The sequence below is a fragment of the Nocardioides sp. YJ-D4 genome (genome assembly GCF_054031495.1).
The window spans coordinates 5,962,903-5,979,246 of sequence record NZ_CM132932.1 but is presented as its reverse complement, the minus strand read 5'-3'; the positions used below and the strand labels follow the sequence as shown (position 1 = coordinate 5,979,246).

14 protein-coding genes are annotated in these 16,344 nt (G+C 68.5%); 1 reads left to right on the top strand and 13 read right to left on the bottom strand.

Annotated features, from left to right (window positions below; genetic code table 11):
• Positions 1 to 13 precede the first annotated feature (13 nt).
• From ACW14X_RS28560 to ACW14X_RS28530, 7 genes are all read right to left on the bottom strand, one after another.
• Positions 14 to 937: a cyclase family protein gene (locus ACW14X_RS28560; protein ID WP_457164149.1), complete on the bottom strand. Its 924-nt coding sequence runs from the start codon at positions 935 to 937 to the stop codon at positions 14 to 16.
• Positions 934 to 1,788 (bottom strand): enoyl-CoA hydratase-related protein, encoded by an 855-nt coding sequence (locus ACW14X_RS28555; RefSeq protein ID WP_457164148.1) that lies wholly within the window; start codon positions 1,786 to 1,788, stop codon positions 934 to 936. Before ACW14X_RS28555 ends, ACW14X_RS28560 begins: the two co-directional genes overlap by 4 nt.
• The gene (locus ACW14X_RS28550; protein ID WP_457164147.1) at positions 1,781 to 3,253 is read right to left on the bottom strand and encodes a hypothetical protein; all 1,473 of its coding nucleotides are present in this window, start codon (positions 3,251 to 3,253) and stop codon (positions 1,781 to 1,783) included. Before ACW14X_RS28550 ends, ACW14X_RS28555 begins: the two co-directional genes overlap by 8 nt.
• A gap of 25 nt (positions 3,254 to 3,278) precedes the next feature.
• Positions 3,279 to 4,652, bottom strand: coding sequence for an acetyl-CoA carboxylase biotin carboxylase subunit (locus ACW14X_RS28545; protein ID WP_457164146.1), 1,374 nt, complete (start codon positions 4,650 to 4,652; stop codon positions 3,279 to 3,281).
• Position 4,653: 1 nt separating this feature from the next.
• A complete protein-coding gene (locus tag ACW14X_RS28540; protein WP_457164145.1) occupies positions 4,654 to 5,202 on the bottom strand; it encodes an acetyl-CoA carboxylase biotin carboxyl carrier protein in 549 nt (182 codons plus the stop codon).
• A 64-nt stretch (positions 5,203 to 5,266) separates the two neighbouring features.
• Complete coding sequence (locus ACW14X_RS28535) at positions 5,267 to 6,124, bottom strand: cyclase family protein (RefSeq protein ID WP_457164144.1); 858 nt, start codon at positions 6,122 to 6,124, stop codon at positions 5,267 to 5,269.
• Positions 6,121 to 8,157 (bottom strand): 3-hydroxyacyl-CoA dehydrogenase NAD-binding domain-containing protein, encoded by a 2,037-nt coding sequence (locus ACW14X_RS28530; RefSeq protein WP_457164143.1) that lies wholly within the window; start codon positions 8,155 to 8,157, stop codon positions 6,121 to 6,123. Before ACW14X_RS28530 ends, ACW14X_RS28535 begins: the two co-directional genes overlap by 4 nt.
• 171 nt (positions 8,158 to 8,328) lie before the next feature.
• Here ACW14X_RS28530 and ACW14X_RS28525 point away from each other — a divergent pair, with 171 nt between their 5' ends.
• On the top strand, positions 8,329 to 8,952 hold the full coding sequence (locus ACW14X_RS28525) for a TetR/AcrR family transcriptional regulator (protein WP_457164142.1): 624 nt from the start codon (positions 8,329 to 8,331) through the stop codon (positions 8,950 to 8,952).
• An 85-nt stretch (positions 8,953 to 9,037) separates the two neighbouring features.
• Here ACW14X_RS28525 and ACW14X_RS28520 read toward each other — a convergent pair whose 3' ends face one another.
• From ACW14X_RS28520 to ACW14X_RS28495, 6 genes are all read right to left on the bottom strand, one after another.
• The gene (locus ACW14X_RS28520; RefSeq protein WP_457164141.1) at positions 9,038 to 9,676 is read right to left on the bottom strand and encodes a 3-oxoacid CoA-transferase subunit B; all 639 of its coding nucleotides are present in this window, start codon (positions 9,674 to 9,676) and stop codon (positions 9,038 to 9,040) included.
• 1 nt (position 9,677) lies between these two features.
• Complete coding sequence (locus ACW14X_RS28515; RefSeq protein ID WP_457164140.1) at positions 9,678 to 10,379, bottom strand: 3-oxoacid CoA-transferase subunit A; 702 nt, start codon at positions 10,377 to 10,379, stop codon at positions 9,678 to 9,680.
• Positions 10,380 to 10,456: 77 nt separating this feature from the next.
• The gene (locus tag ACW14X_RS28510) at positions 10,457 to 13,168 is read right to left on the bottom strand and encodes a LuxR C-terminal-related transcriptional regulator (RefSeq protein WP_457164139.1); all 2,712 of its coding nucleotides are present in this window, start codon (positions 13,166 to 13,168) and stop codon (positions 10,457 to 10,459) included.
• An 85-nt stretch (positions 13,169 to 13,253) separates the two neighbouring features.
• Entirely contained in the window at positions 13,254 to 13,703 is a 450-nt protein-coding gene (locus ACW14X_RS28505; RefSeq protein WP_457164138.1) for a flavodoxin domain-containing protein, read from the bottom strand.
• Positions 13,700 to 15,058, bottom strand: a complete 1,359-nt coding sequence (locus ACW14X_RS28500) for an FAD-dependent oxidoreductase (protein ID WP_457164137.1) — start codon at positions 15,056 to 15,058, stop codon at positions 13,700 to 13,702. Before ACW14X_RS28500 ends, ACW14X_RS28505 begins: the two co-directional genes overlap by 4 nt.
• Positions 15,059 to 15,091: 33 nt before the next feature.
• Positions 15,092 to 16,327 carry a cytochrome P450 gene (locus tag ACW14X_RS28495; RefSeq protein WP_457164136.1) on the bottom strand — a complete coding sequence of 412 codons (1,236 nt, stop codon included), beginning with the start codon at positions 16,325 to 16,327 and terminating at the stop codon, positions 15,092 to 15,094.
• Between the last annotated feature and the right edge of the window lie 17 nt (positions 16,328 to 16,344).

Genomic DNA, 16,344 nt, shown 5'->3' with positions numbered 1-16,344 from the left:
CGTCGGCCTCAGATCAGAGGACGGCCATCGCATTGGCCGGAGAGCTCACCCCACCGCGGACGTGCAGCGGCACCGACACGAAGAGGAACTCCCAGCGCTCGAGCTCGGCGCAGCGGACAGCCAGCCGCTCGAGATCGAGGAGCTCCATCAGGGCCAGCCCCAGGGCCGGCAGCACGCGGCGATGCAGGGATCCCGCCGCCCGGTCACCCGGACCGTCCTCGACCGCCGGGTTGTCACTACCGAGCACGGCGACGTCGCCGTCCCAGAGGAAGCGGGCCGTGTCTTCTCCGGCGTGCAAGCCATTCCACGAGCGTGCGCCTCGCTCCCGCTCCCCTGCGTCGGCATCGAGGTACGCCGCGGCCCAGCCGGTGCGCACGAGCACGGCATCGCCGGGCATGAGCTCGACGCCCTGCTCCTCGGCGACAGCACGCAGCTCGTCTGGACGGATCGGATCCCCGGCGAACGGGTCGGCCACTCCCCCGGCGGCGGCCCGGCTGTGGGCGACATCGAGGAGGACCCCCCGGGCCGCGATGCCGCGTTGCGCCCAGTGGTGCATGCCCGATCGGGACCTGGCGTCCGCGATCGACGTGCTACCGCCGAAGAAGCCGTGCTCGCGGGCTCGGACATGGGCCAGCCCGTCCAGCTGGGACGAAGCCTGCGGGTTGAGCTCGGACAAGGAGTCCTCGAGCTCATTGCGACCGGCCTCGATGATCGTGTGCTCGACCTGGCTGCGGCCGAAGAGCGGCGGGTCGAAGGCGTCGACAGGCAGGTTGAGCGGCACCGTCTCCCCCGTGCGAACCCGGTGGGCCGCTTCGAGGACCCGCTCCGGGGTCGCCATGGAGACGCTACCGATGTCGTGTGGGCGCACGTCCCATGCGTGCCGGACACCGAGCTGCCCGAGCTCGGGCAGCTCGTCGAAGGCTGGGCGCGCCGTCATGTCGTACGCCCCTTGACCGGGTGCACACCGAACTGGTCGATGAACGGTGCATCGAACTCGGAGATGGCCTCTTTGAGCCCGACCGCCTTGATGCGCTCCTGGACAGCCTTGACCTCGGGCGTCAGATGCAGGAGGGCATCGGTCTCAGCGCCGGTACGCGCGTAGGTCAACAGCCCCGAGAGCTCCTCGGTGCGGTTGACCGCCTCCTTCTTCAGCCGCAGCAGCGGCCCGGGGGTGCGGGCGATCGAGTGGGCGGTGTGCCGTACGTGGTCCGAAAGGTCCTCCGCCGGGACCGCCTCGGCGGCCCATCCCCAGGACGCGGCTGTCCTGCCGCTGATGCGCCGACCGGCGTCGAAGGACATCAGCTTGCTACGCTGCGCGCCGACGCGGTGGGCCCACAGGGGTGACAGGTAGCCACCGCCGAGGGGCAGGGCCGGTGAGGTCATGATCGTGGCGTCCTCGGCAACGATCGTGATGTCGCACAGTGAGGCGAGCTGTGCGCCGCCGGCGACACAGTGTCCGTGCACCTGGGCGATGACGGGCTGAGGGTGGCGCCAGACGCGGGTGAACAGCTCGATGTTTCCGAGCAGCCGATCCCGGTCCTGGACCGGGGTGCGCTCGGCGGCGTACCCCACCTCGGCGGAGTCGGGAGCCACGTCGTACCCCGCGCAGAAGGAGCGCCCGGCCCCGCGGAGGACCACCACGCTGGCGTCGGTGGTCGCGCTCTCGTCGAGCGCCTTTCCGAGCGCTTCGAGCAGCGCGTCGCTGAGGGCATTGAGCCGCTCGGGACGGTTGAGGGTCAAATAGGTGACGGGTCCGTCCCGCTCGACCAGGAGAACCGGGTCACTCATGCGAACCAGCCTTCCTCAGCGAGAGCGAGAAGTCCGGTGTGCTCACCGCGAACGATCGGCTGCCACCCGGGTCGGCGATCAGGTCGGTGAGCGCCTCGACGATGGTGTTGCTGCTGCGGCGCAGGTCGGTGCGCAGCGGGCCGGCGGCCTGCATCTTGTCGACCTCCTCGTCGGAGAACATGAAGCGGAGCAGCAGCTCCTCGTCGGAGATTCCTGCCGTGAAACGGCTGCGGATCTCCTTGAGGCTCGGGTCGGGACGCTCCCAGTCCTGGAGCTGTCCTGCGCGCGGGCTGGCCATGATCTTGTCCAGGACGTCCGGGGCGATCGGTGCCGGCAACGGACCGTAGTGGCCCATGGCGTAGTGCACGACCTCGTCCGGCACCATCGAGTACGGCTTACCGGTGACGATGTTTAGCACAGCCTGGATCCCGACGAACTGCGAGAACGGCGTGGCCATGATCGGCGAGCCGAGATCGATGCGGACCTGCGGGATGGCTTCGAGCACCTCGGGGAAGCGGTCGCCCATCCCGTGCCGCTCGAGCTGGTTGATCAGCGTGCCGGTCATACCACCGGGGAGCTGGTGGTCGTACATCCGCGGGTCGAACTCGGCCATCTCCCCCGTCTGGCGTCCGGCGAGCCGGGCGATCTCGACGAAGTGGTCGGCGACCGGCTGGAACGTCGAGGTGTCGAGCCCGTGGGTGTTGCCCATGTGCTCGATGATCGTGACCATGCTCTCCGTCGAGGGCAGCGAGGGACCGTTGGCCATCGGGCGCGACGCCGTGTGCAACCGGCTGAACCCGGCCTTCACGGCCTCGATGTAGTTGTGCTGAGCAAGACCGGTGGTGTTGTGGCAGTGCATCTCCAGCGGCATGTCACCCGTCGCGGCACGAATCGCGGGAAGCAGGGTGGCGGCGCGTTCCGGCTTGAGCACGCCGGCCGCGTCCTCCACGTAGACCGACTCGACACCCGCCCAGGAGGCCATCTGCCCGGCCCGCGACGCGAAGAACTCGTCGTCGTGGACGTCGGTAAGTCCGTACATCACTGCGGGGACCGGCTGGCCACCCGCCTTGTTCACCACGTCGACCATGTGCTTCATGGTGTCCATGTCGAACAGGCAGTCATAGAGCCAGAAGCTGGTCGAGCCGTGCTTGATCAGCGTCTGGATCCACAGGTCGAGGATCGCCTGCGGGGTCGGGGCGAACCCGACACAGCTGATCGTGCGCAGCCCCGAGCGGATCTCGTTGCCGCCGAGCCTCGGGACCAGGAAGTCGAGAGTCGCCCAGGGGTCGTCGGCGAACTCGCGCAGCAGCACGGTGAACATCCCGGCGCCAGTCAGGTCGATCGTGCGGTAGCCGCCGTCGCGCAGGTAGGGCAGGGCTCCGGCCGCCTCGTAGGCTCGCAGCCGGATTCCCCACAGGCTCTGCTGGCCGTCTCGGAGGGTCTGTTCGACGAAGTCGATGTGCATCGGTAGGTCCTATCTCTTGTCTCGCTCAACCGGCCTGGGGAGCCCAGGAGGGGAGGAACTCCTCCTCGACCCAGCGGGTCGTCACCGGCTCTCTGGCGAAATCTGGGTGGGCGAGGATTGAACGGTGGATGTCCGCCGTCGTGGAGATTCCCTCGACCTCGATGCCGTCGAGCGTGCGCCGCATCAGGGCGACTGCCGCATCGCGGTCGGCGGCGTGGACGATCACCTTGGCGACGAGGGAGTCGTACCAGGGAGCGACGGTGGCTCCGTCCTGTGCGTAGGTGTCGATGCGTACGCCGGTGCCCTGCGGCACGGTCCAACGCTCGATGCGGCCCGGGGTCGGCAGGAAGTCGGCCCTGGCGTTCTCGGCGTTGATGCGGCACTCGATGGCATGACCGTCGAGGCGTACGTCGCCCTGGGTGAACGACAACGGCTCGCCGCGGGCGATCCGCAGCTGCTCGCGGACGATGTCGATGCCGGTGATCTCCTCCGTGATCGGGTGCTCGACCTGAACTCTGGCGTTGACCTCGAGGAAGACGAATCGGTGGGTGCGCGCGTCGACCAGGAACTCGACGGTTCCGGCCCCGACGTACCCCAGCGCCCGGGCGAGCTCGACAGCGGCGGTCCGGATCGACTCGGCCAGCTCCTCCGGGAGACCGGACGCGGGCGCCTCCTCGATGATCTTCTGGTAGCGACGCTGGGTCGAGCAGTCTCGCTCGCCGAGGTGGCAGACATTGCCGTGCGTGTCGGCGAGGACCTGGACCTCGACGTGCCGCGCCTTCTCGACGTACGGCTCGAAGTAGACGGTGCCGTCACCGAAGGCGCGCTCGGCCTCGGTCGACGAGCGGCCGTACGCCGCCGCCACATCGGCGAGCGAGCGCACGATCGTCATTCCGCGCCCACCGCCACCGGCGGAGGCCTTCAGCAGCAGCGGGAACGCGTCGAGCTCGGCCGCCGCCCGCTGGGCGTCCTCAGCGCTGCTCAGGCCCGGAGTCCCCTTGCCCGTCGGGATGCCCGCCGCCTCGGCCACGTCGCGCGCACCGAGCTTCGAACCGGCGCGCCGCATGATGTCGGCGGGAGGGCCCACGTAGGTGATCTTGTTCTCCTGGCAGGCCTCGACCAGCTCCGGGCGCTCGGACAGGAAGCCGTAGCCGGGGTGCAGGGCGTCACACTCGGCGTAGAGCGCGGCCGCGACCACCCGGTCGACGGAGAGATAGCTCTCCGTGGCAGCAGGCGGGCCGATGACGACGACGCGGTCAGCCAGACGCGCTGCCAACGTGTCGGTGTCGGCAGCCGAGCAGGCGAGTACGCTCTCGATACCCTCGTCGAAGCATGCCTTGATGATACGGACGGCGATCTCCCCGCGGTTGGGGATCAGCAGGCGGCGAATCTCTGGCACCTCAGCCCTCCGCTCGAATCGAGACGAGGGGCGTACCGAACTCGACACTCTGGGCATTGTCCACATGCACCGCGGAGACGATGCCGGCGACCTCAGCGACGACGTTGCTCATCAGCTTCATAACCTCGACGATGCCGAGCGTGTCACCGACCGCGACGCGGCTGCCAACCTCGACGAACGGCGCCGCACCCGGCTCGGGGGCGGCCCAGAAGACACCAACACTGGGAGCGGTGACCACCGTATCCCCCGGGTCCGCGGCCGGGGCGGCGGCCGGGGCGGCGGCCGGGGCGGCGGCCGGGGCGGCGGCCGGGGCGGCGGGTTCCGTTGCGGTGACGGAAGCTACCGGGGCCGGCGGGGGCGCCGGAGCCTGAGCGGGGGTTGCCACCTCGGCGGCCGCCGGATCCGCAGACGAAGCGGCCAGGCGTCCACCGCCACGGGCCACCGCGATGCGGACGTCTCCGACGACGACCTCGGCCTCGTCGTAGTCCGACTCCTGGAGGGTCGAGACGATCAGCTTGATATCAGCCGCGGAGAGTTCCATCGGGCTCATCTACTCCTTCTAATCAAACAACCGGTTGGTCAATAATAGGACGGGCGTCACACTTGCACAAGGGCTACGCGGGCACGATCGCCACGGGACGCAACGGCGATCCCGTGCCGCCACCGATGCGCAGTGCGCTGGCCACGAAGAAGAACTTCTCGACCCCGTCGGCAGCGAGGTTCTCGAGTTGGACCGACTCCATGATCGGGATGCTGCTCTCGACGAGGAGGTGCACGTGGACGTCGAGTGCGGGCACCAGCCACTCAGGCTTGTGCTCGAAGCTGGCGGTGTCGCAACCGACGGCCCGAACCCCGCGCTCCGAGAGCCAGCGCGCGCCAGACAGGGCCACCCCGGGAAGGCCGATCCCGATGCCGAGATATCGCTCCGAGTCGTCCCACAGCCGCATCTGCCCAGTGCGGAACAGCACGATGGAACCCGGCTCGGGCGCAGGACGGTCGGCGAACCAGCTCTCGAGCTCGTCAGCACCGAAGCCGTCCGCGTTGGTCATAGGACGACCGAACATCCGCTCGCCGTCGACCAGGTGCCCGGGCCCGATGAGCGGGGGCAGCTCCTCGACAGAGCCGACATCGAGCCCTTCGGTCCAGCTCTGGTGATCGAGTACGTCCCGCCCACCGTTGATGCGGCCGTCGAGCGAGATGTGACCAGGGGCATCGACGTGCGTACCGCCGTGCCCCGGCACCGTCACCAACTCCATCGCCGAGGAGATACCGCCGGGGTAGTTGTGCTCACCGTGCTTCTTCACCAGCGTGTAGGAGTACGGCGGGTGGGCGACGTGGTGCGTCATGCCGTGCTCCAGGCGCACCGAAAGGTCGTAAGCCCTGCTCGGCCCGGAGTGCTGCGGCCAGCTGATCGGTCCGACCCAGCTCTGTCCGCCCCAGGATTCTGTGGGCTGCGTGGTGGTGATGGTCATGCGAAGACTCCTTCGTGAGTTGGGGCAATTGGGGCGACCTCGGCGAGGGCCGCACGGACCTGGTCGGGGATCTCGCCGCGCGATGCGGGCTCCAGGATCGAGAAGCCCACCGGATCCGAGGCGTGGACCGCGGAGAGCAGGCGCTTCAGCTCGTCCTCGGTGCGTCGCGCAAGGGCACGAAGCGGTCCGCCCAGGTGAGAGGGGAAGGCGAACCCCTCAGTGAGGGCAACGTCGACATCGGAGGCGCGCTGCGCCACCCCGGTCGCGACAAGCCCAGCAGCCGCCGCGAGCATCGAGCCGAGGATGCGGTCCTGGATCTCCTGGGCGCCGATGGGGTGCGGCTCGACACCAGCTTCTCGCCGTGCCGTGTCGACCAGATCGGCCACGACACTCGACGGTACGCCGCGCCGAACCCCGTCGGGGTAGTCGTACCAACCTGCCCCGGTCTTGCGGCCCAGCCGGCCGGCCTCGCAGACCAGGTCCGGGATCCGCACATAGCGCTGGCGCGGGTCGCGGGTCGCGGCGAGCCGCTTGCGACGAGCCCAGGCGATGTCGAGACCTGACATGTCCGCGACCGCGAACGGACCGATCGCGAAGCCAAGGTCGACCACCGCGGCGTCGATCTGCTCCACCGATGCCCCCTCCTCGAGGAGGATCTCTGACTGGGCGCGATAGTCGGCGTAGACCCGATTGCCGACGAAGCCGTCGGCGACACCCGCACGGATCCCGACCTTGCCGAGCCGTCGCACGACCGCGGCCAAGGTGGCCGTCGTCGTGGCGTACGTCGCTGCGGTCGGGATCACCTCGACCAGAGCGTTGCGCTCCGGCGGGTTGAAGAAGTGGAGTCCGGCGAGCCGGCCCGGGTCGGCCAGCGCCGAGCTCATCTCATTGAGATCGAGATAGGAAGTGTTGCTGGCAAGAACGGTGTCGGCGCGGACCGAGACCTCGAGCTCGCGCAGCAGACTCTTCTTGACGTCCATGTCCTCGAACACCGCGTCAATCACGAGGTCGGCGTTCGCCAGCGCGTCGACCGACTCGGCGACCTCGACCCCTGGCACCGCTGCGGCGACCCGACTACGGGCCGCTGGCTTGCTGTCGACGACCGTGACGGCGTACCCCTTCGCGACGAAGAGGCCGGCGAGCCCGGCGCCCATGGTCCCGGCCCCGACGATGCCGACAGCGCGGACTTCGGCGGGCTCGGCTTCGATCCGTAAGGATCTGGCCGCTTCCTGCTTGGCGAAGAAGAGGTAGCGCCGGTTCTCCGACTCCGGGGTGCGACGCAGCTCGTCGAACAGGGCACGCTCCTCGGCCAGGGCGGTCTCAACATCGATGGCCGCACCGCGGCGCACTGTCTCGGCCGCGCGGATTACGTTCGGGCGGGCCCGGCGCGGCAGAGCGGCGATCGCTGAGTCGATCGCCTCGAGCTCCTCGGCCGGCACAGCGCGGTCGCGGGCCAGATCGCGCGAGTCCAGCGCCCGGACCGCCTCGACGGCTCTGCGGACCAGCTGGTCTGCGTCCACCACGGAGTCGACGAGACCGAGGGCGAGGGCCTCCTCAGCTCCGACCTGGCGGGCACTGGTGACCAGGTCGATGGCGCGGGAGACCCCGACCAGTCGAGACGACCGGACCGTCCCACCAGCGCCAGGGAGGATCCCGAAGCCGACCTCGGGGAAGCCGAGCCCGGCCGTAGGGTCGACGATGCGGCGGTCGCAGGCCAAGGCCAGCTCGAGCCCACCTCCGAGCGCAAGCCCGGTGACGGCGGCGGCGAACGGAACCTGCGCCTCTTCGATGAGCCGGATCAGGTCCGGCAGGGTAGGCGAGGCCAGCTCAGCGTCGAACTCACGCAGGTCTGAGCCGGCGTAGAAGTGGCGGCCCGCGCTGGCGATCACCACACCTCGGACTCCGGCCAGGCCCAAGGCAGCCACGATGGCCTCATGGAGGTCGCGGCGCTGGACTGCGTCCCCCGCGTTCACAGGCGGGTGGTCGATGCGCAGCACGACGACATCGCCGTGCTTCTCGGTAGTCGTGGTCACGTCACTCCTGGTCGAATCGGGTTCAGAGGAAATTGGCACGAGAGCCCGGGACTACGGGCACCTGAGTGCTAGGATCAACCATCCATTTGGTTGATATGCGGGTCGTCGCGACGAGGCTCGCCAGCGGTGCCGGCCCATGCGCACGGTTCTCCGCGTACGAAAGGTGCCCGCGTGCCCATTGACCCAACAGCCACCAAGCGGCCTCGCGCCGAGCGCCGCAACCGTAACGACGCAGTGATGGCCGCGGCTGTCGAGGTCATGTCCGAGCGGGGGTACGCCGCCACATCGGTCCAGGAGGTCGCCGACCGGGTGGGCGTCCTCAAGGGCAGCCTCTACCACTACTTCACCTCGAAGGAAGATCTGCTCTTCCGCATCGTGCACGAGTCGCACAACCAGACTGTCCAGATCATTGAGGCTGTCCATGAGCTCGGCTTGAGCCCACTCGAGGAGCTGCTGGAGTATTTGCGTCGCCAGGCCGTCTGGTACGTCGACAACCGCGACCGAGCAAACATTTTTTTCTCCGACCGGCACCACCTCACCAACGAGCGGCTTCAGCAGTCGAACGAGTGGGGCAGGTACTTCGAGCGGCATCTGCAGGGGCTCATCGAGGCCGGTCAGGCCGAGGGCGAGATCCGCGACGATCTCGACGTCCGGTTGGTCACCCGATACGTGCTCGGCGGGATCAACAACGTTCGGCTGTGGCCGAGCCGCTCCGGCAAGAAGTTCTCGACGAAGGAGATCGCCGCGGCCTTCGCCGACATCACGCGGTCCGCGATCGCCGCAACTACGGCCTGAGCCGGCCGCCCCCCGATCCGTGAGGGTCTTGGTGCGGCCGGCTGAGCCCGAAGTCGTGGCGTGCAACTAGGGTCTCCTGAGTGGATCAGCGGGCGTCGACGAAGTCGGTGCCCGCACGGTTGCGGAGGTCGTCGAGTTCGAGAGACTCGTCGAGCTCGAGCACGTGGAAGCCGTCGTCTGCGGGCTGGAAGACACCGAGATCGGTGTAGACCCGCTCGACGCAGCTTGTGGCGGTGAGTGGATAGCTGCAGTTCTTCACGAGCTTGCAGTCGCCGCTGCGGGTGAACAGCTCCATGGCCACGAACACGTGGCGCGCCCCGACCGCGAGGTCCATCGCGCCGCCGACCCCCGGGATCACCGTGGGCGACGTTGTGCGCCAGTTGGCCAGATCCCCGTTCTGGGCGACCTGGTAGGCCCCGATGACGCAGTAGTCGATATGGCCGCCACGGATCATGGCGAACGAGTCGGCGTGGTGGAAGTACGCAGCCCCCTCCCCCTCGGTGACGAAGATCTTGCCGGCGTTGATCAGATCCGGGTCGATCTCGTCCTCGGCGGCAGCCCGGCCCATGCCCAGCATGCCGTTCTCGGTATGGAGCACGAACTCCTTGTCGGCGGGCACGTGGTCCGCGACGAGGGTAGGGATGCCGATACCGAGGTTGACGTAGGAGCCGTCGGGGATGTCGCTGGCCACCCGGGCCGCGAGCTCAAGTCGGGTCAATGGCATGTCAGTCCTCCGTTCCGGTGCGCGAGGGCGTGAAGGCAGGTTTGCCCACCACGACGTGATCGACATAGATCCCCGGAGTGACGACGTGCTCGGCGTCGATGCCGCCGTCAGGAACGATCTCGCCGACCTCGGCGATGCACACCTCGGCCGCGGCAGCCATTATCGGCCCGAAGTTGCGGCCGGTCTTCCGGTAGACGAGGTTGCCGTACCGGTCGGCGGCATGTGCCCGCACCAGCGCGAAGTCGGCATGCAGCGGGAGCTCGAGCACCGAGGGAACGCCGTCGATGACGCGTACCTCCTTGCCTTCGGCCAGCTCCGTGCCGAATCCGGTCGGGGTGAAGAAGGCGGTGACACCGGCGCCCGCTGCGCGGATGCGCTCGGCCAGCGTGCCCTGGGGCACCAGCTCGAGCTCGATCTCGCCGGCCAAGTAGAGCTCGTCGAACACCGTCGAGCCAATCGCCTTGGGGAACGAGCAGATCGCCTTACGAACACGCTTAGCCGCGAAGAGGTCGGAGATTCCTCGGCCACCCGCACCGGCGTTGTTGTTGATGATGGTGAGATCCCCCACCCCGGACTCCAGGACGGCCTCGATGAGGGCATCAGGCTGACCAGGTGGACCGAAACCGCTGATCATGAGCGTCGCGCCGTCGGTGATACCGGAGATGGCCGCGCTCACGGACTCGACGACCTTATTGATTGGCACTCCCGGCCCCTTCCGTCGCTAATGAATCAAACGGTTGGTAGATTACACGCTGAGTGGTGCGTCCCACAAGGGCGGACTCACGACCGCGGTTCCTGCATCGTCTCGAGAGCCGCAGGCAGGTCAGAACGGCTGGAGATGCCCAACTTCCCGTAGGCGTGCTGGAGCCTGTTCTCGACCGTGCGCACAGAGATCGAGAGCTCCAGCGCGATCTGCTTGTTGGCCCGCCCGGCCGCAGCCAGCTGGACGGCCTCCCACTCCGCAGCGGTGAGTCGCGAGCGCGTGCTCGCTGCCTGAAGGCCGGGCGTCGCCGCGCCGTCGCACCTCTCGGCGAACCAGGCTGCCCGCCGCTCGGCGGCAGCCGCGCGGCGCGGCTCACGCCGCTGTCGCCAGAGGAGGGCGGCGTCATTGGAAACCTCGGCGGCAAGGAGGGTCGCACCCATCTGATCGAACGATGTGGCCACCTGCTCCAGATCCTCGGGTAAGCCATCCGCCAGGGCCCGTGCGTGCATCCCCCGAGCGCGGGCGAGCTCACCCTGCATCCCCGTCGCGAGCTCCTCCAGCCGGCCGACCACCTCGCTGGCGTAGCCCACACGGCTGGCGGAATGGAGGCAGACGGTCGCTCCGACAACGTCGCCGATGCGCTCACCGAGGGCGGCAGCCTCGAGCAGCAGGTCGCGTCCGCCTCGGATGTCGCCTTCGGCGATCGCCAGCCAGGCTCGGGCATGGGCCAGATCGGCGCCCATGAAGAAGTTCGGCTCCGGGCTGAGGCTGTCGAGCCTCCCCAACGCCGCACGGGCCTCCTCAGGGCGGCGGCCGATGGCCAGTGCGAGCACCTGGTAGATCAGGCAGAACTGCACGAACTGTGGTCGGTCGAGGTCGTCGTAGACCGCCGCGGCCAGCTGCGTCCGCCGTATGGCCTCCCCGACGTGTCCTCGGTCTGCGACGGACTTGGCCAGCTGCCAGGAGAAGAGGCCCTGTGCCTCGTTCGAGCCATCGTCGATGGCGCGTTGATACTCGGCCAGCGAGAGCTCCTCGGCCTGCAGGAGCCGGCCCGAGTGCACGAGGGCCTCGGCCTCGTAGAACCGATGCATCCACGGATACCAGTCCATCGGCTCTGACAACGCGCTCTGCGTCTTCCAGCCGTGGCGCGAGGCCGCCAACGCCTCGTCGATGAAGCCAGCCCGGCCGAGGCTGTACGCCGCCGGCATGCAAGCCCACACGAGCGCGCGTCCGCTCGCACGCTCCAGGATCGGGCGGGATACCTCGACGGCCGCGCCAGGACCGTCCTTGGCCAGGACGAGCGCCAGGTGGCGAGCGGCGATCTCGTCGGCCATGGGGGTCTCTCCGAGGGCCGCCAGGCCCTCCTCCGCGATCCGCAGGCCCTCGTCGATCGTTCCGGCGTAGATGACCCGGTTGTCCAGCCTGCTGAGGGTGACCTGTCCCTGCTCCCGCCAGCCGACCGCGCCCTCGGCGAGGGCCGCGAGGCGACGTGCACCTTCCTCAGATCGACCCTGGAGGCCGGCGAGCTGAGCCGTCAGGAGCTCCGCCTCGAAGCCAGCCCCGGCAACGACCGCGGCCTGCGCGAGACGCTCCGCGAGCGGGAAGTCGAAGCGCCACCGGGCGGCGACTCCCGCGCGCAGCATCAGGTCCGGAGACGTGGAACCCAACGTCAGCCGCCAGCTGGCCACCCGGATGAGATCAGCCGGGTCATCGTTGCCGGTTCCCTCCACGACATCGGCGAGGGAGCGCACGATCCCGCGGGCCCGGATGGCAGGGGTGCGAGAGCGGATGACCTCGCCGTACAACGGATGAGCGAGCCCGACACAGAGGCGCTGCTGGTCGCTCGATCCTTCGATGAGGCCCTTCCTCTCGAGCGCCTCGGCGGTGTCGGCGTCGACCAAGGTCTCGAGCTGGTCGAGACCGAGCGGCTCACCGAAGGAGACGAGCTCCATCGCGGCCCGCTCCTCGACGGAGAGTCCGGCCAGGCGCGCCTCCACGAGCTCGACGAGTCGAGCCGTGGGATGCAGGTCTCCGGACAGGCGCCACACACCTCCGCGAGTGGACAGGACTCCTTCCTCGACCGCCCCCAGGACGAGCTCGCGCAGGAACAACATGTTGCCCCTCGCTCGCTGGGCCAGGGTCGTCACCGCCGCGTCATCAACCGCGCCCTTCAGCGCGGCCGTCAAGGCGCGACTCACGGACTCCAGGTCGAGGCCCTCGACCTCCACCCGGTGCGCGAGCCCGTCCTTCCACAGCGCGACGACCGGATCAGGGGCAGGCTCGCGACATCGAACCGTCGCCAGCACTCGCGTCCACGAACTTTCGGCGAGCTGGTTCAGGAGAACGGCGGACGTGTCGTCGAGAAGGTGGGCGTCATCGGCGAACAGCATCAGGGGACGGCCGCCGGCTTGAGCGCGCAGCGCCTCCGCACATCGGCGCAGCAGGTCTCCTCGGTCGTCGACCACCCCGGGCTCACGGTGGCCGAGCACCGGGAGCACCGGAGCGAAGGCTCCGAGCGGGATCCCGGCGCTGGCGAGCTTTCCCGTCACGCGCGTGATGGCCATGCCCTCGGCCCGGGCGAGCCGCACGCCCTCGTGTCCCAGGCGGCTCTTGCCGACGCCCATTTCACCGGCCAGGACCAGGCTTCGGGCGCCACTGACGAGCGTGTCTTGCATCCTGCGCAGGACGTGCTCCCGCCCCACCAACGGCCACGAACCGGCCAAAGGCGAGGAGTCCTCGCGCGCTGGCAGACGTCCGACCCTCGCGGTCCCGGTGAATTTGCGCTCCATACCGCCCATTCTCTTCCGGATGGTGACGTCCGCCACACTACCAACCGTCCGTTTGTCTGGCTAGGACGTGGGCCGCAGCGAAGACTCAGACGCGGTCGAACAGGGGAAGCTCACGGACCCACTGCAGCGCGTGGTCCTCCGGCGGCTCCCCACTGGAGGTGTCATAGCATCCGACGTCGCCGATCCGGGTGGCCCCAAGCGTCAGCAGGTGCTCCGAGACGATGTGTCCTCCGCGGTTGAAGGTCCCGTCGTAGTAGCTGTCCCCCAGACCGAACACCGCGAACTGCACGCCGGAGAGATCGGGAGGGGCTTTGAGCAGTGCATCGAAGAGTGCCTCCGCACCTGCAGGAAGCTCTCCCTCACCGAAGGTCGACGTGACGAGGACGAAGATGTCCCCGTCGTCCATGACGGCCGCATCGACATCAGCCATGTCGTGCACCACCACCTCTGCAGTGTCTCGCAGGTGCGTCGCGACACTGTCGGCGCACATCTCGGCGTTACCGGTCTCGGTGCCGTACAGCACTGTCACCTTCATCCTCTGATCCTCTCGATCTCGTTACGGTCGGGGTGGCTCGACATCAGAGCCGGCTGGGGCTTCGGTCTGTTGGTGTCCGGGCCGTCCTGTCGAGCAGCTGCCAGCAACCCCGGCAGGTCCGCTATCTTGTGTCGGACGCGGCGCTGGTCGGCCGTGGCTGTCTCCGCCGCGTCGATGCGTTGCCAACCAGCGACATCGACGGCCTTCTCCCGGACGTCAGGAGGCAGCCCGTCGAAACCGGGCTTGGGGGCACCTACTCCCTGCTCCAGGTCTTCCGTCAACGCACTGACGACTGTCTTGGCGCACGTCCGGTTGTCCGGGATGGAGCCGGTCGAGCCTCGCCGGAACCAGCCGCACGCGTAGACCCCCGGCCTCAACCGCACCCGATCCGCGTCACCGTCTTCGGGGGCTAGCTCGAAGAGACCACCGTCGGGATGGGCCGTGAAGCCGATGGCGGTGACAACACTGTTGGCTTGGAGCGAAAGATCCGCTGGAGCATCGCCGTTTCTCGTGAACGACATCGCTTCCACCCGGTCATCACCCAGCACGGCCCTGGGGGTCCAGCCGAATCGGAACCTCACGGTCACGTCCGCATCCGGTCGGGACGAGGCGACGAGCTCATGGATGGCGTCGGCCCTCGCGTTCGGCGCCGCCCCGGCGACGTGGACCTCGTCCGGTACGACCTCGAAGCGGACGTGCTCGAGGGCCCCCAACTCACGGATCATCGCGGCATCGAAACGGGCCTGCTCCAGCGCGGACCGTCCCACCACGTCGATCCGGTTGGGCCCTTTCGCGCCGAGCCGCGCCCAGGCCCGCTCGGCCAGGTCGGACCCGGTGAAGTGGTGATCCCGCTTGATGAGCATCCGGAGGGCGTCGACGGCCACGTTGCCGTTGCCCACGATCACGGTCCGCTCCCCCAAGGTCGGTTCGAACATCGCCTCGTCAGGATGGGCGTTGACCCACCGCATGATCCGCCCTGCGCCGTACACACCGTCGAGGTCGCATCCCGGCACCGCGAGCGAGCGGTCACCGGACAGCCCCACCGCGAGGACGACGGCGTGGTAGCTCTTCTCCAGCACCTCGAGCGACACGTCCCGGCCGACCGACACGTTGCCGGCAAACCGGGTGCCTTCGTCGGTGAGCACGCGGCTGAACTGGTGCGCGAGCCTCTTGGTGTGCTGGTGGTCGGGAGCTACGCCGTACCGCAGCAGTCCGAAGGGGGCGGGGAGACGGTCGAACACGGTCACCACGGCGTCGGGCCACTGCTTGCGTACCATCTGAGCGGCGTAGCAACCGGACGGACCGCTGCCCACGACCGCGACGGTCGGAGCGGCAGGGGACGGGGTCGTTGACATCGGAGCGTCGATTCCTGTCGAGAGCGAGGTCGCTCAGTCCCGGAGTCGTGCGCCGCGCGGGAACACGATCGGGACCGACTGCATGCCCGATACCTGGCCCATCAGCCACTCGGACTTCTTCGTCGGGTCCAGCTCGAACTCCGGCAGCCGGCGAAGGAGCTCGGTGATGGCCACGCGTGCCTCCACCTTGATCAGGTGAGCCCCGAGGCAGCGGTGGATGCCTTGCCCCAGCGCGAGGTGACGGTTCGGCGACCGATCGAGCACGATGTTGTCGGGATTCGCGAACATCGACCGGTCACGGTTGGCAACGGGGAACCAGAGAAAGGCTGTCTGCCCCTCCTCCATGGTGACGTCTCCGACGGTCACACTCTTCTCCAGGACGAGGCGACCGACCATCGCTGGGGAGTAGAAGCGCAGCAGCTCGTCGACGGCGAGCGGCAGCAGCTCCGGGTGGGAGATGAGCCGCCGGCGCAGGTCCTTGTCCCAGGCGAGGCGCCAGAACACCGAGCTCAGGAAGCGAGCCGTGTTGTCGATCCCACCGAGCAGCAAGATGATGAAGAAGCCCACCGCCTCGTCGTCCGAGAGACGCTCCCCGTCGATCTCCGCCTGCACGACCCTGGACATGACGTCGTCCCCAGGGCTCTCGCGACGCAGTGCGATGAGCTCGCGCGCGTGCTCGACCATCTCACCGAACACCGGAGCCGCGTCGGCAAGGTTCTCGACGTGCGTGATCGAGTGGACCCACCGGCGGTACTTGTCGCCATCCTCGGGCGGGATGCCCAGCAGGATCGCGGTCAGTCGAGCGGGGATCTCATCGGCCAGCCACGAGGCGATGTCCGCCTCCCCGAGCTCGATGCGCTCGTCGATGAGGTCGTTCGTGGTCTGACGGAGCTGCTCGCTGAACTGCTCGGTGACCTGGGGAGAGAACGGCTGCGCCACCAGGTTGCGGTACTTCTTGTGGATGGGATCGTCCTGACCGGCCATCATCAGCTCGAAGTCGCCGGTCTCATAGCGCGGGAACGTCACGCCCTTGTTGGAGAAGGTCTTGGCCTGGTTCATGATCTCGACGACGGCGTGGTAGCCAGCGACGACCCAGTGCCCCCCGTGGGACTCGCTCCAGGCGATCGGCGTCTCCTCCGCTTCGTCCCGCAGCGCCTCGAAGTAGTCGTGCGGGGTGCCGTCGGCACCGAGAGGTGTGTTGAAGTGGTCGGCAGACGCCATCAGGCGCGTGCGCTGGTCTACGTCGGTCGAGGTGTCGATGGCAGTCATGTGCAGAGCTCCTGTGG